This is a genomic window from Blastomonas sp. AAP25, assembly GCF_001295965.1.
GTDB lineage: Bacteria > Pseudomonadota > Alphaproteobacteria > Sphingomonadales > Sphingomonadaceae > Blastomonas > Blastomonas fulva.
In genome coordinates this window covers 33936-58205 of record NZ_LJHP01000003.1, presented here as the reverse complement: position 1 = coordinate 58205, position 24270 = coordinate 33936, and the positions used below count along the sequence as shown (strand labels likewise).

Annotated in this window: 23 protein-coding genes; 14 read left to right on the top strand and 9 right to left on the bottom strand. The window is 62.9% G+C overall.

Translation table 11 applies throughout. The features are described from left to right. The first annotated feature begins 37 nt into the window (after window positions 1-37). The 4 genes from IP68_RS04260 (at window position 38) to IP68_RS04245 (ending at window position 5939) form a co-directional block, all read left to right on the top strand. The gene (locus tag IP68_RS04260) at window positions 38-1483 is read left to right on the top strand and encodes an aldehyde dehydrogenase (RefSeq protein ID WP_369814819.1); all 1446 of its coding nucleotides are present in this window, start codon (window positions 38-40) and stop codon (window positions 1481-1483) included. Window positions 1484-1549: 66 nt separating this feature from the next. Next, entirely contained in the window at window positions 1550-2410 is an 861-nt protein-coding gene (locus tag IP68_RS04255; RefSeq protein ID WP_054133732.1) for a p-hydroxycinnamoyl CoA hydratase/lyase, read from the top strand. A gap of 33 nt (window positions 2411-2443) precedes the next feature. Continuing rightward, a complete protein-coding gene (locus IP68_RS04250; protein ID WP_054133731.1) occupies window positions 2444-4594 on the top strand; it encodes an acetate--CoA ligase family protein in 2151 nt (716 codons plus the stop codon). A gap of 40 nt (window positions 4595-4634) precedes the next feature. Beyond that, on the top strand, window positions 4635-5939 hold the full coding sequence (locus tag IP68_RS04245; protein ID WP_054133730.1) for an MFS transporter: 1305 nt from the start codon (window positions 4635-4637) through the stop codon (window positions 5937-5939). A gap of 218 nt (window positions 5940-6157) precedes the next feature. Here the strand turns inward: IP68_RS04245 and IP68_RS04240 are convergent, their stop codons facing one another. Beyond that, complete coding sequence (locus IP68_RS04240; RefSeq protein WP_054133729.1) at window positions 6158-7060, bottom strand: SDR family oxidoreductase; 903 nt, start codon at window positions 7058-7060, stop codon at window positions 6158-6160. A gap of 93 nt (window positions 7061-7153) precedes the next feature. Here IP68_RS04240 and IP68_RS04235 point away from each other — a divergent pair, with 93 nt between their 5' ends. Beyond that, the gene (locus IP68_RS04235) at window positions 7154-8017 is read left to right on the top strand and encodes a helix-turn-helix transcriptional regulator (protein ID WP_054133728.1); all 864 of its coding nucleotides are present in this window, start codon (window positions 7154-7156) and stop codon (window positions 8015-8017) included. Window positions 8018-8097: 80 nt separating this feature from the next. Here IP68_RS04235 and IP68_RS04230 read toward each other — a convergent pair whose 3' ends face one another. Further along, window positions 8098-9000: a LysR family transcriptional regulator gene (locus IP68_RS04230; protein WP_054133727.1), complete on the bottom strand. Its 903-nt coding sequence runs from the start codon at window positions 8998-9000 to the stop codon at window positions 8098-8100. Window positions 9001-9100: 100 nt separating this feature from the next. Here IP68_RS04230 and IP68_RS04225 point away from each other — a divergent pair, with 100 nt between their 5' ends. Further along, on the top strand, window positions 9101-10216 hold the full coding sequence (locus IP68_RS04225) for an aldo/keto reductase (protein WP_054133726.1): 1116 nt from the start codon (window positions 9101-9103) through the stop codon (window positions 10214-10216). A gap of 152 nt (window positions 10217-10368) precedes the next feature. Here the strand turns inward: IP68_RS04225 and IP68_RS04220 are convergent, their stop codons facing one another. Then, window positions 10369-11094: an SDR family oxidoreductase gene (locus IP68_RS04220; protein ID WP_054133725.1), complete on the bottom strand. Its 726-nt coding sequence runs from the start codon at window positions 11092-11094 to the stop codon at window positions 10369-10371. Between the two features lie 143 nt (window positions 11095-11237). Here IP68_RS04220 and IP68_RS04215 point away from each other — a divergent pair, with 143 nt between their 5' ends. Then, a complete protein-coding gene (locus tag IP68_RS04215) occupies window positions 11238-12107 on the top strand; it encodes an AraC family transcriptional regulator (RefSeq protein WP_054133789.1) in 870 nt (289 codons plus the stop codon). Between the two features lie 7 nt (window positions 12108-12114). Here IP68_RS04215 and IP68_RS04210 read toward each other — a convergent pair whose 3' ends face one another. Then, window positions 12115-13092 carry a hypothetical protein gene (locus IP68_RS04210; RefSeq protein WP_054133724.1) on the bottom strand — a complete coding sequence of 326 codons (978 nt, stop codon included), beginning with the start codon at window positions 13090-13092 and terminating at the stop codon, window positions 12115-12117. Window positions 13093-13239: 147 nt separating this feature from the next. Next, window positions 13240-13881, bottom strand: a complete 642-nt coding sequence (locus IP68_RS04205) for an NAD(P)H-dependent oxidoreductase (RefSeq protein ID WP_082382118.1) — start codon at window positions 13879-13881, stop codon at window positions 13240-13242. A 142-nt stretch (window positions 13882-14023) separates the two neighbouring features. On the opposite strand from IP68_RS04205, the gene IP68_RS04200 reads away from it, so the two are divergent. Then, window positions 14024-14890, top strand: coding sequence for a LysR family transcriptional regulator (locus tag IP68_RS04200; protein ID WP_197275725.1), 867 nt, complete (start codon window positions 14024-14026; stop codon window positions 14888-14890). A gap of 762 nt (window positions 14891-15652) precedes the next feature. On the opposite strand, the gene IP68_RS04190 is transcribed toward IP68_RS04200, so the two are convergent. Both IP68_RS04190 and IP68_RS04185 read right to left on the bottom strand, forming a co-directional pair. Beyond that, on the bottom strand, window positions 15653-17008 hold the full coding sequence (locus IP68_RS04190) for a HAMP domain-containing sensor histidine kinase (protein ID WP_054133721.1): 1356 nt from the start codon (window positions 17006-17008) through the stop codon (window positions 15653-15655). Further along, window positions 17005-17670, bottom strand: a complete 666-nt coding sequence (locus IP68_RS04185; RefSeq protein ID WP_231683732.1) for a response regulator transcription factor — start codon at window positions 17668-17670, stop codon at window positions 17005-17007. The genes IP68_RS04190 and IP68_RS04185 overlap by 4 nt, the downstream gene beginning before the upstream one ends. 376 nt (window positions 17671-18046) lie before the next feature. Here IP68_RS04185 and IP68_RS04180 point away from each other — a divergent pair, with 376 nt between their 5' ends. The 4 genes from IP68_RS04180 (at window position 18047) to IP68_RS04165 (ending at window position 21454) form a co-directional block, all read left to right on the top strand. Next, a complete protein-coding gene (locus IP68_RS04180) occupies window positions 18047-18256 on the top strand; it encodes a ParD-like family protein (protein WP_054133787.1) in 210 nt (69 codons plus the stop codon). Window position 18257: 1 nt separating this feature from the next. After that, entirely contained in the window at window positions 18258-19025 is a 768-nt protein-coding gene (gene map / locus IP68_RS04175; protein ID WP_054133720.1) for a type I methionyl aminopeptidase, read from the top strand. A 570-nt stretch (window positions 19026-19595) separates the two neighbouring features. Then, window positions 19596-20348: a CPBP family intramembrane glutamic endopeptidase gene (locus IP68_RS04170; RefSeq protein WP_197275724.1), complete on the top strand. Its 753-nt coding sequence runs from the start codon at window positions 19596-19598 to the stop codon at window positions 20346-20348. Between the two features lie 101 nt (window positions 20349-20449). Continuing rightward, on the top strand, window positions 20450-21454 hold the full coding sequence (locus IP68_RS04165) for an alpha/beta hydrolase (RefSeq protein ID WP_054133785.1): 1005 nt from the start codon (window positions 20450-20452) through the stop codon (window positions 21452-21454). A 259-nt stretch (window positions 21455-21713) separates the two neighbouring features. On the opposite strand, the gene IP68_RS04160 is transcribed toward IP68_RS04165, so the two are convergent. Continuing rightward, entirely contained in the window at window positions 21714-22166 is a 453-nt protein-coding gene (locus IP68_RS04160) for a RidA family protein (protein ID WP_197275723.1), read from the bottom strand. Between the two features lie 183 nt (window positions 22167-22349). Between IP68_RS04160 and IP68_RS04155 the strand changes: the two genes are divergently transcribed. Next, entirely contained in the window at window positions 22350-23252 is a 903-nt protein-coding gene (locus IP68_RS04155; protein ID WP_156317936.1) for a LysR family transcriptional regulator, read from the top strand. Window positions 23253-23294: 42 nt separating this feature from the next. Here the strand turns inward: IP68_RS04155 and IP68_RS04150 are convergent, their stop codons facing one another. After that, window positions 23295-23498 carry a hypothetical protein gene (locus IP68_RS04150; protein ID WP_054133719.1) on the bottom strand — a complete coding sequence of 68 codons (204 nt, stop codon included), beginning with the start codon at window positions 23496-23498 and terminating at the stop codon, window positions 23295-23297. 335 nt (window positions 23499-23833) lie between these two features. On the opposite strand from IP68_RS04150, the gene IP68_RS04145 reads away from it, so the two are divergent. Next, window positions 23834-24244, top strand: coding sequence for a hypothetical protein (locus IP68_RS04145; RefSeq protein ID WP_054133718.1), 411 nt, complete (start codon window positions 23834-23836; stop codon window positions 24242-24244). Window positions 24245-24270 lie beyond the last annotated feature (26 nt).

Sequence of the window (24270 nt, the reverse complement as noted above, 5' to 3'; positions counted from 1 at the left end):
TTTATAGCAATAACGGTGAGTGAGAGGAACTTGAATGATGCACACCATTTCCCTTTCAATCGGTGGTCAACCGATGACGACAGCCGCGACGTTCACCCGCCATAACCCGGTTACCGGCGCTGCCGCAACGGCTGCGGCGGCCGCGACTGCGCAGGACGCCTGTGCCGCGGTCGATGCCGCCGCTGCCGCCTTCCCCGCATGGTCCGCGCTCGGCCCCAACGCTCGCCGCGCAAAGCTCGCCAAGGCGGCCGATGCACTCGACGCCAAGGCCGATGCATTCATCGACGCGATGATGAACGAGGTCGGCGCAACCGAAGGCTGGGCGCGGTTCAACCTGATGCTGGCCAGCAGCATGGTCCGCGAAGCGGCCGCGATCACCACCCAGATCAGCGGCGAGGTCATCCCTTCCGACAAGCCCGGCTGCATCGCGATGGCCGTGCGCGAGCCCGCCGGTGTCGTGCTGGGCATCGCGCCGTGGAATGCGCCGATCATCCTGGGCGTGCGCGCGATCGCGGTGCCGCTCGCCTGCGGCAACACCGTGGTGCTCAAGGCGTCCGAACAGTGTCCGCGCACCCATGCGCTGATCGTCGAGGCGTTTGTCGAGGCCGGCTTCGGCGATGGCATCGTCAATCTGGTTACCAATGCGCCCGAAGATGCAGGCGATGTCGTCGGCGCGATGATCGATCACCCTGCGGTGCGGCGGATCAACTTCACCGGATCGACTGCCGTGGGCCGGATCATCGCCAAGCGCGCGGCCGAGCATCTCAAGCCGGTATTGCTCGAACTGGGCGGCAAGGCGCCGCTGATCGTGCTAGACGACGCCGACCTCGACGAGGCGGTCAAGGCGGCAGCGTTCGGCGCGTTCATGAACCAGGGCCAGATCTGCATGTCGACCGAGCGGATCATCGTCGTCGATGCGGTGGCCGATGCCTTTGCCGAAAAATTCCGCGCCAAGGTCGCGACGTTGTCGGTGGGCGATCCGCGCGAAGGCAAGACCCCGCTGGGCGCTGTCGTCGATACCAAGACGGTCGCGCACGTCCAGGCGCTGGTCGATGAGGCGGTCGCGCAGGGCGCACGCCAGATCAACGGCGGCACATCCGATGGCGTTCTGATGCCCGCGCATGTCATCGACGCGGTCACGCCGGACATGCGGCTGTTCCGCGAGGAAAGCTTCGGCCCCGTCGTCGCCATCGTCCGCGCAGCCGACGAGGCGCATGCGGTCGAGCTTGCCAACGACACCGAATACGGGCTGTCCGCCTCGGTCTTCACGCGCGATATCGCGCGCGGGCTTCGCGTTGCGCGGCTGATCAAGTCCGGCATCTGCCACGTCAATGGCCCCACCGTGCACGACGAGGCGCAGATGCCCTTCGGCGGCACCAAGGCATCTGGCTACGGCAAGTTCGGCGGCCAGGCCGGCATCGACAGCTTCACCGACCTGCGCTGGATCACCATCGAGACCCAGCCCGGCCACTTTCCCATCTGAACCCTTTTCCAACACGACATGTCCGTCATGACATGTCCATCACGACAATCTCGGAAAGCGCCTGACATGACCAACACCTTGAATATCGACGGAATCGACCCGGTTGAACTCGCCACGGTGACCTTTTCGGTCGGAAACGGCATCGCCTGGGTCAACTTCAACCGCCCCGACAAGCGCAACTGCATGTCGCCGCGCCTCAACCGTCAGATGATGCGCGTGCTCGATGCGCTGGAGTTCCGCGAGGATGTCGGCGTGCTGGTGCTGACCGGCGAAGGCACCGCCTGGTCGGCGGGCATGGACCTCAAGGAGTATTTCCGCGAGACCGAGGCTGACGGCCTGCGCGGGACGCGCGGCGCCCAGCGCGAGAGCTATGGCTGGTGGCGCCGCCTGCGCTGGTATCAGAAGCCGACGATCGCGATGGTCAACGGCTGGTGCTTTGGCGGCGGCTATGGCCCGCTGTTCGCCTGTGACCTGGCGTTTGCTGCGGACGACGCGCAGTTCGGGCTGTCGGAGATCAACTGGGGCATCCTGCCCGGCGGCGGCGCAGCCAAGGTCGCCACCGAGCTCACCAGCTTCCGCAACGCGATGTACCACGCGATGATGGGCGAGAATGTCGATGGAAAGACCGCAGCACAATGGGGCTTCGTCAACGAATCGCTGCCGCTCGACCAGCTCAGGGCGCGCGTGACCGAGGTCGCCAACGTGCTGCTCAAGAAGAACCCGATCGCACTCAAGGCCACCAAGGACGCCATCCGCCGGGTTCGCGAGATGAGCTATGACAATGCCGAGGATTATCTGATCCGCGCGCAGGAGGCCGCCAACAGCTATGACAATGATGGCCGCAAGGAAGGCATCAAGCAGTTCATCGACGACAAGACCTACAAGCCGGGTCTGGGCGCCTACGACCGCTCGAAAACCTCTGCCTGATCAGCCCCAGACCAAAGCCGGAAACGCCCTGCCATGTCAGCCGACACCCTCGCTCCGCCTGTCCCGGCCACCCGCGCCGCATCGCTTGATCGCCTGCTGCGCCCCCGCTCGGTGGCGATCGTCGGTGCTTCCGAAAAGCCCGGTGCCTTGGGCAACTCTGTGCTGTCCAATCTGGTCCGCAACGGGTTTTCAGGCGATATCCACCTGATCAACCCCAAGCGGGCCGAGATCGAGGGACGGCCATGCCTTCCCTCGGTCGAGGCGTTGCCCGATGGGGTCGATTGCGCCGTGCTCGCCATTCCGCGCGCGGCTGTGCTGGACACGGTGCGCGCGCTGGCGGGGCGCGGGGTCGGTTCGGCGATCATCTTCTCCGCAGGCTTTGCCGAGGGCGGCGAAGAGGGGTTGGCCGAGCAGCGCGCCATCGGGCAGGTCGCTGCGGCTAGCGGGATGGTGATCGAAGGGCCCAATTGCCTTGGGATGACCAACTTCATCGACCGCGTTCCGCTGACCTTCGTCGAAACCGACGCCAAGGCGCTGGGCGCGCGCGTCGGCATCGGTGTCGTCTCGCAAAGCGGGGCGATGGCCTGCGTATTGTGCACCACATTGGCCAGCCGGGACCTCGGACTGTCGTTCTCGATCTCGACCGGCAACGAGGCCGCGAGCGGCGTCGAGGATTATGTCGAATATCTGCTGGACGATTCCGCCACCAAGGTCATCGCGATGATCGTCGAGCAGTTCCGCCATCCGCAGCGCTTCATGGCGGCGGCGCGGCGGGCGCGGGCGCTGGGCAAGACGATCGTGCTGCTCCACCCCGGCAAGAGCAGCGCCGCACGCGAGTCCGCTGCCACCCATACCGGCGCGATGGCGGGCGATTATCAACTGATGCGGGTGAAGGTTGAACGCGCAGGTGCGATCTTCGCCGAAACGCTGGAAGAGCTGGGCGACATCGCCGAGATCGCGCTGCGCTGTCCGATCATCCCGGCAGCCGGGGTTGCGGTGCTCGGCGAATCGGGCGCGTTCAAGGCGCTGACGCTCGATCTGTGCGAGGGGCTCGGGCTCGATCTGCCGAAGATCGACGACGACAACGCGCCCGCCCTGCGTGCGGCGCTGCCCCCGTTTGTCGGTGTGAGCAATCCGCTCGATCTGACCGCACAGGGGCTGGTCGAACCGGACCTGTATTACCGCACCCTCGCCGCATTGTTCGACGACGATCGCTTCGGCAGCGTGCTGGCCGGGATCATCCAGACCGACCCGGTGACGATGGCGATCAAGCTGCCGCCCATCCTGCGGGCGGTGCGCGAGCTTTCGCCCGCCAAGCCGGTGATCTTTGCCGGGCTCGATGAAGGCGCTCCGATCGGCACCGATTATATCGATCAGCTACGCGCGCTCGGGATCCCCTATTTCCCATCGACCGAACGCGCATTGCGGGCGCTGCGGCGGTTGAACGCCTTTGCCCTTCGCGATTTCGCGATCGGCGATGTCAGCCCCCTTCTCGCTCCCGGCCTGCCAAGCGGCAATGCCATCGCGCCCGAATACCGCGCCAAGCAGGTTCTCGGCGCGGTCGGCCTGCCGTTCCCGCGCGGCGCGTTCTGCACCTCGCCCGACGAAGCGGTGGCCGCAGCGGCCAGCATCGGGTTTCCGGTGGTGATCAAGGCGCAGTCGGCTGAGCTCAGCCACAAGAGCGATGCCGGTGGCGTGATCCTGAACCTGGCCGATGCGGACGCTGTGCGGGCAGGATGGGATCGGCTCCACGCCAATGTCGCCGCTTACGATCCGGGCATGGCGCTGGATGGTGTTCTGGTCGAGGGGATGGGCGAGCGCGGCACCGAGCTGATTATCGGCGCCAGGAATGATCCCGATTGGGGGCCGGTCATCCTGGTCGGCTTTGGCGGGGTGACCGCCGAGATCCTGCAGGATGTTCGGCTGCTGCCGCCAGACCTGACGCACGAGGCGATCCTGCGCGAGCTGGATCTGCTCAAGAGCGCGGCAATCCTGCGCGGGTTTCGCGGATCGCCTGCGCTCGATGTCGATGCGGTCGCACGGTTGGTTGCCACCCTTGGGCGCATCCTCTTGAGCGAGCCCGGCATCGCCGAGATCGACCTCAACCCCGTCGTCATCTATCCCTGCGGCAAAGGCGTGATCGCGCTCGATGCATTGATGGTAACGGCCGCGCAGCACGAGTGACGACCGCAACGACGAGAATGGCATCGGAGGGGGCGAGAGAATGACCGCAGACGTGAGGGCCACTCTCGACAGGGCACCGATGGGCAGGCTGCAGATCGCGGCCATCGTGCTGTGCGTTCTGCTCAACGCGCTCGACGGCTTCGACGTGCTGGCGATCAGCTTTGCCTCGCCCGGAATTGCCGCCGAATGGGGCATCGACCGCGCCGCGCTCGGCCTTGTGCTGTCGATGGAACTGATCGGCATGGCCGCAGGATCGATCGTTCTGGGGTCGGTCGCAGACCGGATCGGACGCAGGCCGACAACGCTGATATGCCTGGTCATCATGGCGCTGGGCATGGCGGCGGCGACATTTGCCGGGACGGTCGAGGAGCTGTCTGCCTACCGGTTGTTCACCGGCCTCGGCATCGGCGGAATGCTGGCGTGCACCAACGCGATGGTCGCTGAATTCGCCAACGCCCGCGCGCGCAGCCTCGCGGTCGCGATCATGGCGGCGGGCTATCCGATGGGCGCTATCCTGGGCGGATCGTTCGCATCGCAGCTGCTGGTCGATGGCGACTGGCGCGACGTCTTCACCTTCGGCGCGGTGATAACCGCCGTGTTCCTGCCTGTCACCTTCCTGCTGCTCCCTGAGTCGATCGGGTTTCTGGTGCACAAGCGACCAGCGGGCGCGCTGGCGCGGGTCAATGCGATCCTGTCGCGGATGGGCCACGACCAGGTTGATGCCCTGCCCGACCCGGACCCTGCGGCGCCCAAGGCGGGCTTCCGCCAGATGTTCGCTCCCGGTCTCGCGAAAACCACGGTTTTCCTGACCCTGGCCTATTTCTGCCACATCATGACATTCTACTTCATCCTCAAATGGGTGCCCAAGATCGTCGTCGACATGGGATACGCCGCATCGGCTGCGGGCGGGGTACTGGTCTGGGCGAATGTCGGCGGGTTGATCGGCGCATTGCTGCTGAGCGCTTTGAGCTGGCGGTTCCCAATCCGCAATCTGGTGATCGGCGCGATGCTGCTGTCGTTCGTGACGGTCACCATCTTCGGCCAGGGCCAGAGCGACATCGCCATGCTGGCAGCGGTCGCGGCAGCGGCAGGTTTCTGCACCAACGCCGGTGTGGTCGGGCTGTACGCGCTGATTGCCCAGGCCTTCCCCACCGCGGTGCGCGCCAGCGGCACCGGGTTCGTCATCGGCTTCGGCCGAGGCGGCGCCGCCGTCGGACCGATCCTCGCCGGGTTCCTGTTCAGCATCGACCTGGGCCTGGCCTCGGTTGGGCTGGCGATGGCGTGTGGATCGCTGCTCGCTGCCGCGATGCTGCTGTGGCTGCCGAAGCCGGCGCCTGTGCGATGATCGTTCGCGCGCCCTCCAAACGGGTTTCGCAGGATGAGTTGGCAGGCTGGGCAGCAAGGTGCCGGCCACTGACCGCGCGGTGGTGGGGCCCGATCCGATCGTTCAAGGCCGATCACGCCTCCATCGGGACCCGCGCGCCCCTCGCAGACGCTTGGCAAACTGCACCATGAGCGGTTCTCTTGCACGTGACGGCACCGACACAACCCTCACTCTGGCGTTCATCCTGTAGTCTCCCCGTCAAAGTAGCCTGGGGATGACAGATCGGTGAGCAAGCCGACTTGGTCCGGCTGCCAGCCGAGCACTGCGCGCGTCCGCTCGCTCGAAGCTGGCGTGTCCATTGCAGCGAACGGAGCGAACCAGCCGAAATGGTCTGCCGCTTCGTCCGCTGAAATCGACCGGATCGGCAGGCCAAGCCCGGCGGCGACCTTTTCGGCAATGGCGCGAAACGGAATGCTCGCCTCGGCCACAGCGTGGTAGGCGCGCTCGGTCGCACAATGTTCCAGCGCGAGCCGGTAGACACGCGCGGCATCGCTTCGGTGAACCCCCGTCCACCGATTGTTGCCCTCACCAATATATGCAGACACGCCTTTCTGTCGGGCAATGTCGGCCAGCATCGGCACGAAGCCCCGGTCACCGGGTCCGTGCACAGACGGTGGCAGACGCACGAGGGAAGCGCGCACACCGCGCGCAGCCAGAGCCGCGATCGCAGCTTCGGACTGGCGGGGATAGCCGGGATCAACAGGCGGCGTGTCCGATTCAACCGCTGTGCGGCCGGGCGCAAGGAAGGCTACTCCAGCTGTTGCGAGCAGCGGGCGGCTGCTGCCTGACAGGGCTTCGCCGAGTGCGGCAATCGCATGGCGATCCACGGCGCTGCTTTCGGCAAAGCGCGTGAAGTCGTGGCCGAACGCCGTGTGGATCACTGCATCCGAAGCCGATGCCGCTTCCGTCAGGCCGCCCAAGTCCTCGAGACTTCCCAAACGGACCTCGACGCCTGCCGCTTCCAACGCCTTGGCTGACTTGTCTGACCTGGCGAGGCCGACCACCTGATGACCCGCCCCCAGAAGTTCAGCGACAATAGCCGACCCGACAAACCCCGTGGCTCCGGTTACGAAAACCCGCATATTTCTTGCTCCCCTGATTGCTAAGCAAGCGCTAAAGGTCGAAAATCTTTCCGGGTAAAGATGAGACTTTATCATGGTATAAGGAATACCAGCATGGCAATCGAAAGGACCGACGAAGGCTCCTTGGGTGCGTATCTCAAAGCGCGGCGGAGACGGTTGAATCCCGCAGCGCTTGGCTTTTCAGCCTCACGGCGGCGCACACCAGGGCTTCGGCGCGAAGAGGTCGCGCAGCGGGCCAATATCAGTGCCACCTGGTATACCTGGCTCGAACAGGGACGCGGCGGTGCACCGTCTGCTAACGTCCTGGATCGCGTTGCGTCTGCGCTCTTGCTTACCGATGCGGAGCGCGAGCATGTTTTCTTGATGGCGCTGGGACGCTTGCCCGACGTGCGCTACAAGCCGGCTGAGGGTGTCACCCCGCGGCTGCAGCGCGTGCTCGATGCGATGGAGGCGACGCCAGCAATCCTGCGCACCATGACATGGGATGTGGTCGCCTGGAACGCCGCAGCTGCTGCAGTGCTTACGGACTATGCGGCACTTCCGCCAGACCGGCGCAACATTCTCCGCCTGATCTTCCTAGATGCCGAAGCACGCGCTGCGCAGGTCGAGTGGGACGATGTTGCCCGCTTTGTCGTTGCAGTTTTCCGCGCCGAGGTGGCACGCGCCGGCGCAACCGAACTGGCCGCGCCGCTGGTGGCGGAACTGAGCCGGTCAAGTCCCGAGTTCGTCATGATGTGGGAGGCCCATGACGTGCGTTCGCATGGTGATGGGGTGAAGATGTTGCGTCACCCAATTCTCGGGCTCGTTCCCCTGGAGTATTCGGCGTTTGCCGTGGACGGGCGCCCTGATCTGTCGATGATTACCTATCACCCGACCTGCCCAGAGGATGCGGCTGCCATCTCGGCCTTGGTCAGGACAAGGACAACGTCGTCTGAACCCGGCCCATGGGACGAATGAGCCTAAGACGCAGTCAGCTTTTCGCGCGATGCTGATCGCCAGCCTACCTCACGAAAACGCTTGCGCAGCCCGGGCGGCGTTCATCCATCCGCAGGATCGGCGCGCATGGCATCCACGAACACCCGGAATGCCGCAGTGGCTTGTCGGCGGCTTGGATAGTACAGGTGGTTTGGCGGCAACGTCGGTGCCCAACCTGACAGAACTTCAACCAGCGTCCCGGCCGCTAACTGCAGGGCGGCATGCGGCAGCGGCAGGCAGGCTATACCGAGCCCTGAGACCGCAGCGTCGCGCAGGACATCGATATCATTGGTGGTGAAGTCACCGCGGATCGTCCGCTCGAAAGACCGGCCATCGCGTTCAAAACCCCAGCGGTGGACTACCCCGGAAGATGTATAGCGGTAGCAGAGGCACCGATGGTCATCGAGATCAGAAGGAGACGTCGGTGCGGCTTGCCCGTCGAGATAAGCAGGGGAAGCAACATAAACCAGCGGCACGGGATCGCCCAGGCGCACCGAGATCATATCTCCTTGCAGCGCCTGTGCGTGCCGAACTCCGCAGTCGAAGCGCTCGGCCACGATATCGACGAAGCCATCGTCCACCACTAGTTCGACTGCAATGTCTGGGAAGTTTCGCGCGAAGTCCGTCAGCCGAGGCAGTATGGCGTAGACCGCAGCAACCCGGTGGGCACTCACCCGGATACGGCCCGCCGGGGTATCGCGCGCATTATCGAGATCGTCGAGCGCGCGTGTGACCGACGCGATCGCGGGTCTCAGGCTGGCCAGAAGCGCCTCTCCCGCTAACGTGGGCGCCAGCGACCGAGTGGTGCGATCAAGAAGGCGGACTCCCAGCTTCGTCTCAAGCGATCGCATTGCATGGCTCAACGCCGACGCTGACAGCCCCAAGCGCTCTGCAGCTCGCGCAAAGCTCCCGGCATCGACGATCTCGGCAAATATCGCCAGGCCTGACCAACGATCGCGATCCATTACTGAAAATCCTTCAGCGACCCATGCGCCGATTGCTATCTAATCATGCCAGGACTTTACGTCCATCTACTGCGGACGCCAATGCAAGGATCTCCAACCCATGAATCTCGACACCTACCGACCGCTGGGCCATTCTGGCCTGCTTGTCAGTCCGCTGGCGCTTGGTACCATGACGTTTGGCACGCCACGCTGGGGCTTGGACGAAGCAGGCAGCCGCGCTGTGATGGAAAGCTATACCGAACTCGGCGGAAACTTCATCGACACTGCCGATGTCTATGCCGGTGGTCGATCCGAAGAGATGGTCGGCGCATTCATTGCTGAGCGCTCGATCCGAAATCGGACAGTGATATCGACCAAATCCGGCTTCGCGACAGGCCGCGGGTATCATGCGGGGGGCAATGGTGCGCGCCATATACTGGCTTCGGTAGATGCCTCGCTGCGACGCCTGGGGACCGACTTCATCGATCTTTACTGGGTCCACATCTGGGACGGGCTGACCCCGGCTGACGAATTGCTGCGGACGATGACCGCGCTCGTGGCATCCGGAAAGATTCGCTATTGGGGGATCTCCAACAGCCCGGCCTGGTATGTCGCCCAGGTCGCGACCCTGGCCAAGATGCTCGGGTCTGCCGGACCGATCGGACTGCAATATTTCTATTCGCTGGTCGAGCGCGGGGCGGAGAGCGAGCACCTTCCGCTCGCGCGTGCCGCAGGCATGGGTCTGGTGCCATGGAGTCCGCTGGCCTATGGACTGCTGACCGGCAAATACGATCGCGAGGTTGTCGAAGCATCGCCGAAACGGGAGGGCGGCGTGCCCAACACACGCGCCGCAGAAGACACCGCACGATTGGAATCCGACAAGCGCCTCGATGGCGACAATCCCTTTCGCGACACGCTGTTTACCGAGCGAAACTGGAAAATTGTCGACGTGGTGCGTGACGTCGCTGCAAAGATGGACCAGACGCCTGCGCGCGTCGCACTAGCCTGGGTGGTCGGCACGCCGGGGGTCGCATCGACCTTGATGGGCGTAAGCCGTCCTGGGCAGGTAACCGACAACGTCCTGGCTCTTGCGCTCGATCTTCCAGCGGCGCACCGCGCGGCGCTCGATGCTGTCAGCGGAGGCGATCAAGCTTTCCTCTACACCCTGTTCACGCCAGAAACGCGCAACCAGATCGTTTTCGGCGGCGCCGATATCCAAAGAGACTGGTTTGGATGAACACAGGTGTCGCCAGCGCGCTGTGCGTGAGCAGCACCGGGACATGGCGAGAGCGGGCGGCGCGTGGAAGGTCATGCAACCCGCTCTCAGGGCGCTCGCGTGCTATGTTGGGAGAGGGTTCTCAGGGAACTGTGAACCCTCTCCGATACACGTCACAATCCCGCTGCCGTCGGGCGTACGATGATTTCGTTGATGTCGACGCCCGTCGGTTGTTCGAGGGCAAACCGCACCACGCGAGCGATAGCATCTGGGGTCAGCGACTTCTTGCGCCATTCCGACAAATCGGCGGCCAGCGCCGGATCGCTGATATCATGGCCCAGTTCGGTGGCGACCACGCCGGGCGAGATCAAGGTGGCACGGATGTCGTCATGCTCGAGCCGCAGGCCTTCGGTGATTGCCCGCACGGCGTGCTTGGTGCCGCAATAGACTGCTGCTGTCGGCACAACCATATGCGCCCCGATCGAGGCGACGTTGATGACATGTCCATAACGCTGCGCCGTGAAGCGCGGCAGCACGGACGCGATGCCATTGAGCACGCCATTGATGTTGACGTCGATCATGCGCTTCCATTCGTCACGCTTGACCGATGCCAGAGGCGACAGCGGCATCACGCCGGCGTTGTTCACCAGCGCATCGATACGGCCGAACCGCTCCTCGGCTGCATCGACAAAGCCATCAAAGCTGGTCGCGTCGGTGACGTCGAGGGCGCACCACCCGATTCGGTCACCGAGTTCCCGTGACAGCGCAGCAAGCCGATCGGTACGCCGCGCGCCAAGAAACAGATTGGCGCCGGCTTGTGCAAGTTCTCGGGCCGTGGCTTCACCAATTCCGCTTGATGCGCCTGTGATGAGGATGGTCCTGTTGTGTAGCTGAGCCATGTTTCGTTCCTTTTGTCCGGTGCGATCAAGGTGCCAGAACCGATCTCCCGGCGTTAGCCCGATCATCCGAATTGCTTGCACGATTCTCCAAACCTTACGTAGTTTTGCTTGCGCGCTGATTCGCTATCGGCAACAAGATGCCCATGTCAGACACTCCGGACCTCGCTCGGATCATTGCCCGAAACACGCCGCAGGAGGGGGTGTTCCAGACACTTGTGCCGGGGCTATCGCTGATCCGGGCGGATGATCCGGGCATGCCCATGCCGACAGTCTACGAGCCGTCGCTTTGCATTATCGCCCAAGGCGCCAAGACCGTGTCGCTCGGCGCGCAGACGCTGCACTACGATGACGCGCATTGCCTCGTGGCTGGCGTGGATCTTGCGCTGATCGGGCAGGTCACCGCTGCCTCACCCGATCATCCGTACCTTTGCTGTAAGATCGATATCGACCAGACTGTGCTGGCCGATCTGATCACGGCCGATGGCAACGCGTTGCCGCCGGGCAATCCACCGCCGCTGGCGGTGCACCCTATCGGGCCTGAACTGCTCGATGCCTCGACCCGCTTGCTGCGCCTGCTTGACCGGCCTCATTCGATCCCGGTTCTCGCGCCGCTGGTGCAACGGGAAATCCTCTACCATCTCCTCAATGGACCTCAGGGTGCCATGCTTCGCCATGCCGCCTCGGGCGACTGCCATCTGGGACAGGTGAGCCGCGCTATCGGCTGGATCCGTCACCATTCGCACGAGCAGCTTCGCATCCGTGACGTTGCCGGTGCGGCGCGGATGAGCATCTCCTCGCTGCACCATCACTTCAAGAGAATCACCGGTCTGACACCACTTCAGTTTCAAAAGCAGTTGAGATTGCAGGCAGCGCGCCAGATGATGATAGCCGAGGGAATAAATGCTGGTTCTGCCGGATTTGCGGTGGGCTATGACAGCCCATCGCAGTTCAGCCGAGAGTACCGCCGGCTTTTCGGTGCTCCGCCGCGTGCCGATATCAGCGGGCTCAACTGATCACGTCTCAGCCAGAGACTGCCTCCCGTGCCTTTCGATCAAGACGGCCCAGCGCGCCCGCTGGCCCCGCAAAGGCGGCACTGGCATCGTCCCAGGCTTGGTCGTCTTCGATCAGGGCCGAACGCAGATACGCCCAGACCATTCGGCAGGTGAGCTCGAGCCGGTCGGGATCTTCATCATCGGTCTCCTTCGCATCATAACCGGCGATACCGCCGAGGCCATGCCTGCCGCCGGCAATCGTCAGCAGCGCATCGGCACCCGGACCCAGATGGTAGGGGTCGGCGTGCCAGTCGGCACCGCGGACGGTCAAGTGAGGGCTGACGTCCATATCACCGAAGACGACAAGGGTGCGGGTTGCCAGATGTGCAAAGTCGGGAGAAAAAGCCGGGCCATAACTCTTGCCGTTTTCGCTGAGATTGTCGCCGCCGGCGCCGGGCGATGCAAGCAGCACTCCGGCTTTGATCCGTGGCTCGCGCAGATCGATCTCGGCTCCTTCAATCGTGACCCGCATGCCAAGCAGCAAAGCAACCGTATGGCCACCAAGCGAATGGCCAACGGCGCCGATCCGTTCGTGATCCAGCCGCCCTTTCAAAAAGGGCAACGCCGTTTCAATGGCGCCCAGTTCATCCAGAATGGCGGTCATTTCCTCGGTACGCTCGCGCCAGAACACAGGGGCGCCGGACATGTCGCGAGGCAGTCCGCCAACCTTGCTGTTGGCATGGGTGGGCTTGATCACCACGAAGCCGCGCTCGGCAAGAAAGTTCGCAATCGGCCCATAGCCGTCTTTCGAAGGGATATAGAGCGAGGGGCCGTGACCATGTGACAGAAGCACGATCGGCAACGCGTCGCCCTGGACAGGTGCCGTGACGCGAAGCTGCAACGGTTGCGGGCGCCCGGGCATCGCTAACGATATCGGGCTGAAGGAAGCGGCCAGGGTCGCCTCCGGCGTCGGAATGAGCCGGGCAAGGCCGATCAGATTGTTCATTGCATTTTTTCCTTTTGCCGGAGCGTGCTCCAGGTTTTTTCGGGCCGGCCCGGGGACTGGCCGACCGTTCCGCCAGCGCCCGGTGACATCGGGATGTGTTCAGGCGTGGCGAAGCAGGCTTATGAATGCGGAGGCTTGCTCACCAGTTCAGGCCCGGCTCGCTCTGGCCGCGTGTCCATTCTCTTGGCAATCAGAGCTGGATCCGTATGGCCAGGCGCCGAACGCCGCTTTGGCCAGGCGTGACAGGGCGCGGCCATAGGCGCGGCCGGCTTCGGCAAGGTCATCGGCGGGTAAGCCATCTGCATCAAACACGAGAAAGGGATCTCGCCAGTCCATTTCAAAGCGGTTCGCAGAGGCTTGCAAGGGCGCCAGAAGCTCGGCGACGGTGAAGCGGTTGCGCCCTTCCGGCCGGTATGTGGACTCCTCGGCCCCCATTGTCGCAGCGACCATGAGAGGTTTGCCGGCAAGACCGGCGCCTTCAGTGTCCCCGTAGATGTACGCCATCCGGGTGAGGACGATGTCCTGCCACTGTTTCATCAATGCGGGGGTCGAGTACCATTGCATCGGAAACTGAAGTACGATGCGGTCGGCGCGCAGGAGCCTGGCTGCTTCTCGCTCACTGTCGCGCTCCATCTCGATCCCTGCCGGGTACAGGGCGGCCATGTCGGCAATTTCGACATGACGCAGGCCAGCTGCCGCTCGTGCCAGCGCTGCGTTGGCCGTTGATCGCTCGATATTCGGATGAAAGAGCAGGATCTGTGTGACTGTCTGCTCATCGTCTTCATGCATTGCTCGAAACTCGCCTTGCGTCTGTTGCTCTGCAGGACGGCAACCTCACAACAAGTGCGGCATATGGCCAACCGCAATCGATCCTTCCAATCGATATTGATTCTATCCTATTATCGAGAGCATGAATTTACGGTCGGTAGATATGAACCTGCTCGTGCTCCTCGATGTCCTGCTGGAGGAGCACCACGTCGGGCGCGCGGCCGAGCGCGTTGGTCTGTCGCAGCCGGCAATGTCTGCAGCGCTCCAGCGATGCCGCCACCTTTTTCGCGACCAGCTTCTGGAGCGAAGCCGTGGAACGATGCGCCCCACACCAAAAGCCGACAGTCTGCGGCAGCCGCTGAAGGAACTGCTCGCGGCAGCGACAACGATCATCGCAACTCCTGTAGTGCCGATTGACGAGCTCAAGGCCACACTCAGACTGACGATGGCCGATCTCTCCGCATTGCTTGTCCTTGAGCCCCTGCTCGCCGATCTCGCCCTGTCCGCCCCCGGCATAAACATCGTCCTGCAGCCGTGGACGGGGGCGGCGCACGCCAGACGTGCACTGAAGGACGGCTCAACCGACATTGCCGTCTCGGTGTTCGAGACCGGCGACGACGATCTCTTCTGCGCGCCTGTGACGGAAGAGGCCTATGTGGTCGCCATGCGCGATGATCATCCTGCGGCGCACGGTTTCACGCTCGAGAAGTGGATGTCGTTTCCCCACATCGTCGTCTCGGGCCGGGGCGATGCGCGCACATCACTCGACAGCGAACTTGCCGCGCGTGGGCTCAGGCGGCGCATTGGCGTGGTGGTTCCGACCTTTGGCATGGTGATACCGCTCCTGCGGTGCACGCCCATGATCGCCATGGCGCCGGAAAAACTGGTGAGCCGCACACCCGGTCTCTCGGTCTTCAGGCCACCTGTTGCTGTCCCGAATATCAGCCTTTCACTGGCATGGCTCCGGCGCCGCGAGAGCGATCCCGCGCTGCGCCATGTGGCCGACCGGCTCGCTGCCCATCTCCATTGATCGACCCGATCTGTGCCCGGGATCGACCACCCGCCCCGCTTTCCCCCATGTCGTCGCAAAACCTGCAGTACGCAATGTTCACGCAATCTGCGCCTCTCAGTTGAGCCCGAACCGCATCTCGCGACTGTCGTCCGACCGCCGCGACAAGGATGCGTCAACTGAAAGGATCAATGATGCCCCCCTATCTGTACGAGAATATCCTGCGACCTGTCCGTAGCCTGGGCCTGGCTGCCTTGCTGGGCGCCTCTCTCGCTGCCTGCAACGCCAATGGCGGTGATCTGAGGAGTGCCGCGAGAGCCAACCTTGCCAGCGAGACGGCTCTCAACGCCCAGATCATTTCCGACCGGGCGCGGGCCCAGCGCTGCGACCGCGACCCGAGCCGACGGGAGTGCCCCCGCTTTGATCGGGAGCAGGCGGAGCGCGACCGTGCCTGGCGCTGCGACCGTGACCCGAGCCACCGCGAATGTCGTCGCCGCTAAGGGCAGACATCTCGGCTGTTGTGCAAGCCAGGGCCAGTGAATTCGCTCATCGCGCACACCGGTGCGAGGCCGGAGGGGGCGGTTTGCCCCGTTCCCTCCGGTTCACTCCGCCGGTGCGCGCAACGTTTGACCGGTACTAAAGACGTCTCGCAGGCCATTTATTTCGCGGCGGAGCGTGGCGGATTGGGTCCAGCTCAAAATGGTCGACAACGAGTTGCAGGTCGCGGGTTCGGCGCTTTCCTGACTTCAGCCACGCCACTGGGCATTTCCAAAGAGGCAAAGCCTAAGCCCTGCCTTTCGCCTCGGGCGTATCTCGCCCTGAGTGTCCGCCACGCAGTTCAACCCTCACGATCGCGCCGCCTCCTGGCGCATCGAGGATGTCCACCCGGCCGTCATGGCGAGCGATCACCTCTTTCACGAGACTGAGACCCAGCCCGCTGCCGGCAGCAGAGGGCCGCAGCCGGTAGAACGGTTCGAAGATGCGTTCGCGCTCGTCCGGCGGGATCCCGGGGCCGTCATCCTCGACTTCGAACCCGACGTCCCGCACACGAACGATGATATGCTGTCCGCCATGCTGCGCCGCGTTCTGTACGAGGTTCATCACCACACGCTCAATTGCCGCAGGATCCCCCAGCACCGGTTGGTTTGCGGCGACCTCCACCGCGACCGTCTTACCTCTGGCGATCATGAGCGGAGCGAGGTCCGCAACCGTGTTGCGTATGAGCGCTGCGATATCGATACGATCGCAGCGCTCGTCATTCTCCATGCGCTGAAGGTCCAGCAACTGCTCCGCCAGCGTCGCGAGGCGCTGGATATCGCCCGCGAGCGAACGCGTCTCGGAGTTCTCGGAGCTTTCCACCTTGCTGCGCAACACTGCGACCGGCGTGCGCAGTTCATGCGCTGCCAGGCCCAAAAAGCGCCGTTGGCGCTCATGATCCTCGTCAAGCCGTCGCAAGGCTGCGTTGAATGCACTCACCAATGGCGCAACTTCACGAGGGGCCTCATCTTCGCTCAGAGAACGCCCGCGCGCATGCGCATCAATCGCCTCCGCCTCGCGGGCGATGCGATGAACCCCTGCAAGTGACCGCCGCACTATCCATGGCGTCACCAGAAGCGAGGTCAGCGCCAGCACCACGAAAATCGGCAGGACAATGACGTTTGAAGCGAGGATCACTGTCAGGTTCAGATCCGAAAGGGCACCGTGCCCAAGGATCGTGAGTACTCCGATATCGGTCGTCTGCCTTCTGACAACGGCAGCAAGTTTGTAGGGCGGGTTTCGATCGCGCAACTGAGCGAAGGACAGATCGCTCAGTCGTCCGATGAGGGAATCATAATGCCGCGGAACGGGTCCGAAGCTGACACTGCGACCGGTATCGTCCTCCGCCAGGAACCATAACTGTGGCGTCTCGGCGCGCAGTTGGGCCAGTTCAGGGGTCATTTCGACCGCAAGCTGCCCGTTCTCATCGCGCTCGATCGCGCGGGCTATGACCGGGATGATCTGCTCGTCCGTGTAGGGGCCGCCGCTGTCGAAGCGGATCGCTATCGCAATGATGATGGCGAAAGAGATAGTGAGGATCGCAAAGTTGACGGCGAGGGGGTAAATGATCAGTGGGCGCCTGAGAGATGAAGGCCGTGTCATGCTGCCTCCCGCAGCAGATAGCCGACACCTCTGATCGCGTGGATTTCGACTTCCGCTCCCGATTTCGTCAATTTCTTCCGCAGTCGCGAGATATGCGAGTCCAACGTGTTGGACTGGACCTCGTCATCAAACCCGAACACGGCCTGCTCGAGCGTTTCGCGCAGCACTGTCCTGCCGCGCCGTTTCATCAGTGCGGCAAGGACGCGCAGTTCGCGGCGAGGAAGGTCGAGGCGCCCCCCTTTTACCTCGACCTCCTCGTTCGCGAGATCGAAGACCACGGACCCCGCCCGGATCTCGGCACCCTCCAGCTCTGCCGGGCGCCGGCGAACAGCCCGGATGCGCGCAAGCATCTCGTCCATCGCGAACGGCTTGACCAGATAGTCGTCCGCTCCCTCGTCAAGCCCGGCCACACGGTCAGCAATCTCGCCGCACGCGCTCAAAACGATGATGCGGATACCGGGATTGCGGGCCCGCAAGGCAGGGACGAGCGACAATCCCTCACCATCCGGCAGTTTTCTGTCCAGCAATGCCAGATCAAATCCGGCGATCTGACTGGCCTCTTTGGCGGTCGACAACCGATCGACATGATCGACGACAAATCGCTCCTTTCTGAGGACCGCACATACCGATTCGGCAAGTCGCGGCTCGTCCTCGATCAGCAAGATTCTCACAGCGTTTCCCATTGCATCAACGAGCGGCAAATGCGCTCAACGAATTGCGTTCAACCATCGGTTCGGGTCATGCACTCGAGCGGACCTTGCCGCGCGCAGACCTGTGTTGGCTCTGATCAGCGGAGTGGTCTCGCCGCCATACGCGGCCATCTGGCGATCCCGATCTGGCCAGAGCCTGAATGACGGGTGAGCACGCTTTATCCGGTGCAGGAAAATGGCTCGCCAGCGTCCCGGCAAGCACTCGGAACGAGCCTCCCGGCACCAGAGAGTGTTCCGGTGCCGAAACAAGCGGTCGCGATCGGCTCCAGACTCGGTTGACCATAGAGCATACAGATCGTATATGATTCGTATATAAATGGAGACAAGCGTGGGTATAGTAAAAATCGATGACGCACTGCACGAAGAGGTGCGGCGGGCCAGCGCCGTGATGTGCCGGTCGATCAACGCGCAAGCCGAATTCTGGATGAAGATCGGCAGGCTCGCCGAAGCCAACCCAGCACTTTCCTTCAATGATATCATCAGTCGTGAGCTGGCGAGCGTTCAGGTGTCCGAATTAGACGAGCGCGCGGCGGCCTGACATGGTCAAGACACCTGACGAACTTGCGCTGATGCGTATTTCAGGGCGCTTGCTGGCGTCAGTGTTCGAGATGCTCGACGGTCTCGATCTGACGGGCATGTCCACACTCGAAGTCAATAATCTGGTCGAGCGATATATCACTGTCGACCTCGCCTCCCGCCCGGCCAGCAAGGGCCAGTACGGTTTTGCTTTCGTGCTGAACTGCTCGCTCAACGATGTCGTCTGTCATGGCGTGCCCGATGCGAATGAGATCATTCGTGACGGCGACATCATCAACCTGGACATCACGCTGGAAAAGAACGGCTATATTGCCGATTCAAGCAAGACTTGGGTCGTCGGAAATGCCTCGGGGGCTGCCAGACGGCTCGTCCGCATAGCCAATGAGGCCATGTGGGCGGGCATCCGTCAGGTGCGCCCCGGCGCCAGCCTCGGCGACATTGGCTTCGCTATCGAAAGACATGCGAAGCGAAACAGATGTTCGGTTGTCAGGGATTATTGCGGGCACGGAATTGGCCGCGAGATGCACGAGGAACCGCAGGTGCTCAATTTCGGCCGCCCAAACAGCGGGCTCAGGCTGCGCGAAGGCATGGTGTTCACAATAGAGCCCATGATCAATGCCGGGCGGCGGCAGGTGGTCACCGACAGCGATGGCTGGACTGTCAGAACAAGTGACGGTCGCCTCTCTGCCCAGTTCGAACACACCGTGGCAGTAACGGCGGACGGGGTCGAGGTGCTCACGCTGAGGGAAGGTGAAGCCACTCTGACGTGAGCAACACACCGCACGGCAGATTGGTGGTGACTGCCCTCTGCCCGCAAACAGGCCCTGTCGCACCGCGGCGCCGTACAGGTGCCGATACCGTGGTCGCAAGGCGATCTGACAATGTCCGACACGCCGTGATGGCTTTCCCCGAGGCGCCATGTTCACGCAACATTGAGGACGCACAAACGACCATTGAGAAATGACTCAGGCGTCTTCCGGTTTGCCGATCAGGCCAGTCGCCTCGACGGGCGTAAACTGGTCGCGAGCGCACGCAAACTTTTCGGCAGACTGCCGGTCGTTGTTTCGACGACCCCGGCCGAGGGTTGGAAAGCGACGCTGCGGTAGCGCATGGCGTCGCTTGGTAGCTGCGTCGGATGCATGAAAGGGAACGAGAAAATGTCCGGACGAGGTGAGAGCTGGCTAACGCGACCCGATAAGGCCGTCGAAGCGAGCGGAGTGCCTGAGGGCGTTGAGTACCATCGTATCTACGCAGGTGAAGGACGACGCCTTAACCGCGGAGTTGCCGCGATCGTCCTGCTCCTGGCAGGCCTGATCATCTTTGCGCAGGCGTGCCTCGCAATGGCTGCTGCAATCGACACTCACATCCTTGGACGCACAGGCTTTACCCCTGTGCAGTTCGCTGCCGGGGCGATCTCGCTCGCCCTTCTCATTCCGTACAGCATGCTGCTCCAGCGCTGGCTCTATGGAGTCCCCGCGCGCTCATTGCACTCGGTGGCAGGCTGCTTCCGGTTCGGCGTTTTTGGTCGCGCGTTGCTCGTCTTTGGTCCTCTTGTTCTCGTCGCCATGTCTGTCGGGCCAATGGTTCCTGACGACAGGATCCCGTGGAGCACAGGCGACCTCGTCGCATTCTTCGTCATCGGCATGACGCTTATCCCGCTCGCCGCCGCTGGCGAGGAATACGGGGTGCGCGGCCTGATGTTTCGCGTTATCGGTAGCTGGACACGACGCTCCCTGCCCGGTGCAATCCTCGGCATCGCCCTTACGACCGTTCTTTTCTCCCTCTTTCACGGCACGCTCGACCCTTACATCCTGGGCTCCTACCTTGTGTTGTTCGGAGCGATGGCGACCATTACGTGGAGGACGGGAGGCCTTGAGGTGGCCGTCGTGCTGCACGCTGTCTACAACGTCAGCGCCCTCGTCCTGGCAACAACGCTCCACCTCGACGTTGGAGGCGATCTCGGCAGCCGCGGCGAGATTGTCGGCACGCCCGCCAACCTGGTGCCAAGCGCAGCGCTCGCGATCATTACCGCAGGTATCTGTTGGACGACACGCAAGTCGGGGCCCCTCGTGCACGCCAGAGATTTCGAGTGAACAATCTGAATGATCGGGTTTTGCAGTTGTCTGACGCCCCCGAAGATTACCGGTTGCGGTGACTGACGATCGGACCGTCCCGCAAACATTTGGAGCATATGATGTCAAAAAGCCGAAATGCCGCCGAACAGCCAGGTGTGAAGGTCGGGGAGCGCATTATCCCCGTGCCCGCTTCCATCAGTCCCGAAGCGCAAGAGCGGCTGCGCGCCGCTGTCGGACCGGATGGCACTCCGCTTAACGCTCTGTATGCCATGCCGAGCGCAAATGATCCCGAAGCCTGGCGCCGCATGAAACATGCTGCCGACTCCCATTATGCCGCTGCGATCAGGGATCGCGGCCAATCAGGAGCGGTCGAGGTCGAAACAACCCAGATCGGGTGTGCGACGGTGCATATCGCGACACCGTCCGAGGAAGCCTTCGACAATTGCGTCTACCTTGACCTGCATGGCGGTGCCTTTGTGTTCGGCAGCGGAGAAGCCTGCCGCGAGAGCGCACGCAGCCAGGCAATCGCGCACGGGATGTGCTGCTACGGTATCGACTATCGCACACCGCCCGACCATCCTTTCCCGGCGGCCCTTGATGATTGTCTCGCAGTCTATGAAAGCGCAGTCGCGCGGTATGGCGCGCATAGGGTCGTGATCGGCGGCCGATCCGCAGGTGGAAACCTGGCGCTGGCGACGGTTCTGCGTGCGCATGACGAGGGCAAGGCGATGCCTGCAGGGCTGGTGCTGCTTTCGCCGGAGATCGATCTGACGGAATCCGGCGACAGCTTCAACGTGAACAGCACCGTGGACGTCGTTCTGCCAAACCCTCTGATGCCGGCAAACCTGCTGTATGCGCATGGCGCGGATCTGGCCCACCCTTACCTTTCCCCGCTCTTTGCCGAGTTTTTTGATGGCTTCCCGACGACGTTCATCCAGAGCGGGACCCGCGACCTGTTTCTGTCGAACGCCGTGCGGTTGCACAGATCCTTGCGGCGCTCGGGCATATCCGCTGACCTGCATGTGTTCGAGGCTATGCCGCATGGCGGCTTTGGCGGGACGCCGGAGGATGCCGAACTGCTGGACGAGGTGGTGCGCTTTGTCCGACATTCCCTGCGTCGATAGAGCTCTTGCTGCAAGTCCTGCTTTCCGCGGCGGCATTGCGCCTGTTCAACGAAAGGCCGGTGGACACATCGCTGGCAAGCCGGAGGCAAGCCTTACAACCGGCTGCCGATACGCTGGCAGCGCCGCGCTTGGCCGCCTGGCAATCGATGGATGCCCTTGACCCGGCGCCTTGCAGCAAGTTGGCAATGGCACCCCATAGCGCCCTCATTCAAAGGCTGCCGGAGCAGTCGCATACATCGCTCGGCTTGGGCCGGCCCGTTCAGCTTTGATCAGGAACACGGGCAACCATCTCGATCTCGATCCTGAGTTCGGGTGAGAACAGGGCGTTTACACCGATGCCGGTCATTGCCGGCATCGTATCGCCGAGAAAGGCAACAAGCGGCTCAAACACCTCTGCAGCCTTATCCGGTGTCCAGTCGACAATATAGGCGCGCAGGCTGACGATGTCGGAAGGCGATGCCCCAATGCTCTCAAGGCACAGCCTGAGGTTCCGGCAAACGATATCGGTCTGTTCTCTGAGCGAAGCAGGCACGTGATCAGTGCCTTTTTGTGCGGCGATCTGGCCCGAGAAGATGGCCAGCCGTCCGGTCTCGATCAGTGTCCCTTGCGAATGATGGTTTCCAGTGGCGTCCCAAAGCGCCGGCGGATTGAGGCGTACTAGAGGTCTGGTCATGTCGATTTGCTCCTCGTCAGGCCACATGGCCCATGCCATGTCACCCGCCCCGATTAGCCGCTCGCGCCGTGAACGGATGTCCGCTCAACTGTGACCGATCGGCACGGATCACCGCTGCTTTTGAGTTCCACATCAGTAGACACATGGCAGCAGCAGCGGCAGGATCACGAGAGGTGAAGGATGGATTGTGATGACCGATATCAGTAGCGCGGAACGCGGATTGTGACCGCACGCAGCCTCAACGAGATCGTCATCTTCATGGCGGTGGCTGATGCGGGAAGCTTCGCCCGTGGCGGCCGGACGATGGGCCTCACCGGGTCGGCCGCCAGCAAGGCTGTCGCCCGTCTCGAGGCCCGGCTCGGTGTCAGACTGCTGCATCGTAACTCCCGCGCTGTAAGCCTCACATCAGAAGGCGAGCGATTCCGCGAGAGCGGAAGGGCCATCCTCGAAGCCATGGACGAGGCTGAAGCGAGCATCGCCGTTCCGGACGGCAAGCCGCGGGGACTGCTGCGCCTGAGTGTTCCGGACGCCTTTGGCCGGCGCGTGATCATGCCGCTGGTAGGCGAGTATCTTGAACGCTGGCCCGATGTCCGCATCGATATCGATTTCTCCGACCGTCCCGTCGATCTCGTGGAAGAAGGCTTCGATCTTGCCATTCGGATAGGAGGAGAAAGCGCGCCGGACGGTATCGTTTCGCGGGTCGTTGCCGAATATCCGGTGTGGATCTGTGCCGCCCCATCCTATCTCGAGCGCCGGGGCAATCCTCCACACGTGGAAGCTCTGAGCGGGCATGATTGCATCCTGTTTCGTTCCCGCACACGAACGCAGGAATGGTTTGACCATCCGGGCGGCGAACACGCCGACAAGGTGCTGGCCCACGGGCGGTTGCGCATGAACAGCGCAGAAGCAATCCGCATGGCTGCCCTTTCGGGCCTCGGGATCGCGCTGCTTCCAGCCTTCCTTGTCGATGACGATCTTTCAGCCGGGCACCTTGTCCGGCTTTTCCCTGAGCTCGGCGTCCAAACCGTGCGCATCCTTTGTCTCTATCCCAGCAGACGCCTCGTCGACCCGCGGGTCCGCACCTTCATCGACAATGTGAGTGCGGCCCTCACGCGTGCAACCTGAATCGGGGCATGCCGTGGTGCGGGAGAAAGGAGCGGGATCATATCAGTCCCTCAATCCGCGCTTGAAGAAATAATGAAAGACATAATGGGCGGGTGAGACGACCATGACAAGTTCCCAACCATCCGCACCGAATTCGTTCAGCTGATCGGCATTCAGGGTTTCGGTGACAAGTTTGTATTCCCATTGCACGGCGTAATCTCCACGTGTTGCGTTGACGGGATATGGTCTGCTGTCGGGGATGCGCATCGCTGCAAAACCCCAGCCGTGCCGGTTTTGCGCCGAACCGCGATCCGCGTCTGGCCGTACGCCAGAAACGATATGCCATGCTCTGGTGGCTCCGATTTCAGGCCCTTGCTAGGCACGCCCTCGCCTCTGGACCGACCGAGCGATATTTCCATTACGAGCGCGCGAACGGTGAGAGGCCGCTGGTTCGGGGCGAGCGAGGAGAATGGCTTCCGATTGTCGTCAATCGCGAGAGATATGCCGCGGAACACAGCGCGAGACGACTGAAGGCCCTGGCTAGCCTCGGTCATTGTGCAGCAGCCCGGAACGGGGCACTTCGCCAATCACAGGATGGAAATATGAAGAGATCACCGAAATCACGGCTCGGCGAGATCCTATCTGGATGCCTGGTCGCCGTCCTCATCGGGCTCGGCACCGTTGCCCTGACGAATGCCGATGCAATCGTTGCGAGCGGGGACGGAACATGGGGGATAACCCGGTCGGTTCTGGCGGTTCATGTCGTTCTGGTGGCCTTGCCCTTCATTGCCATTTCGATATTGCCCAACGCAGGCAGGGCTGCATGGCTGACAGCCGGCATCCTCACCGCAATCGTGTGGAGTCTGCCAAGTCTGGACCAGCTTGTGCGGAAGGGCGAAGGCGGGGCCAATATAGGGCTTGGAATCTTCATGCTGATTTCGCCCCTCTTCATACTGGGGGGCGCGCTGGCGGCCCGGGCTGCAGCAAGACGGCGCGGGCGGGCGAGCGGATAGCAGACGCCGCGGCCGCGCCTGTCCCA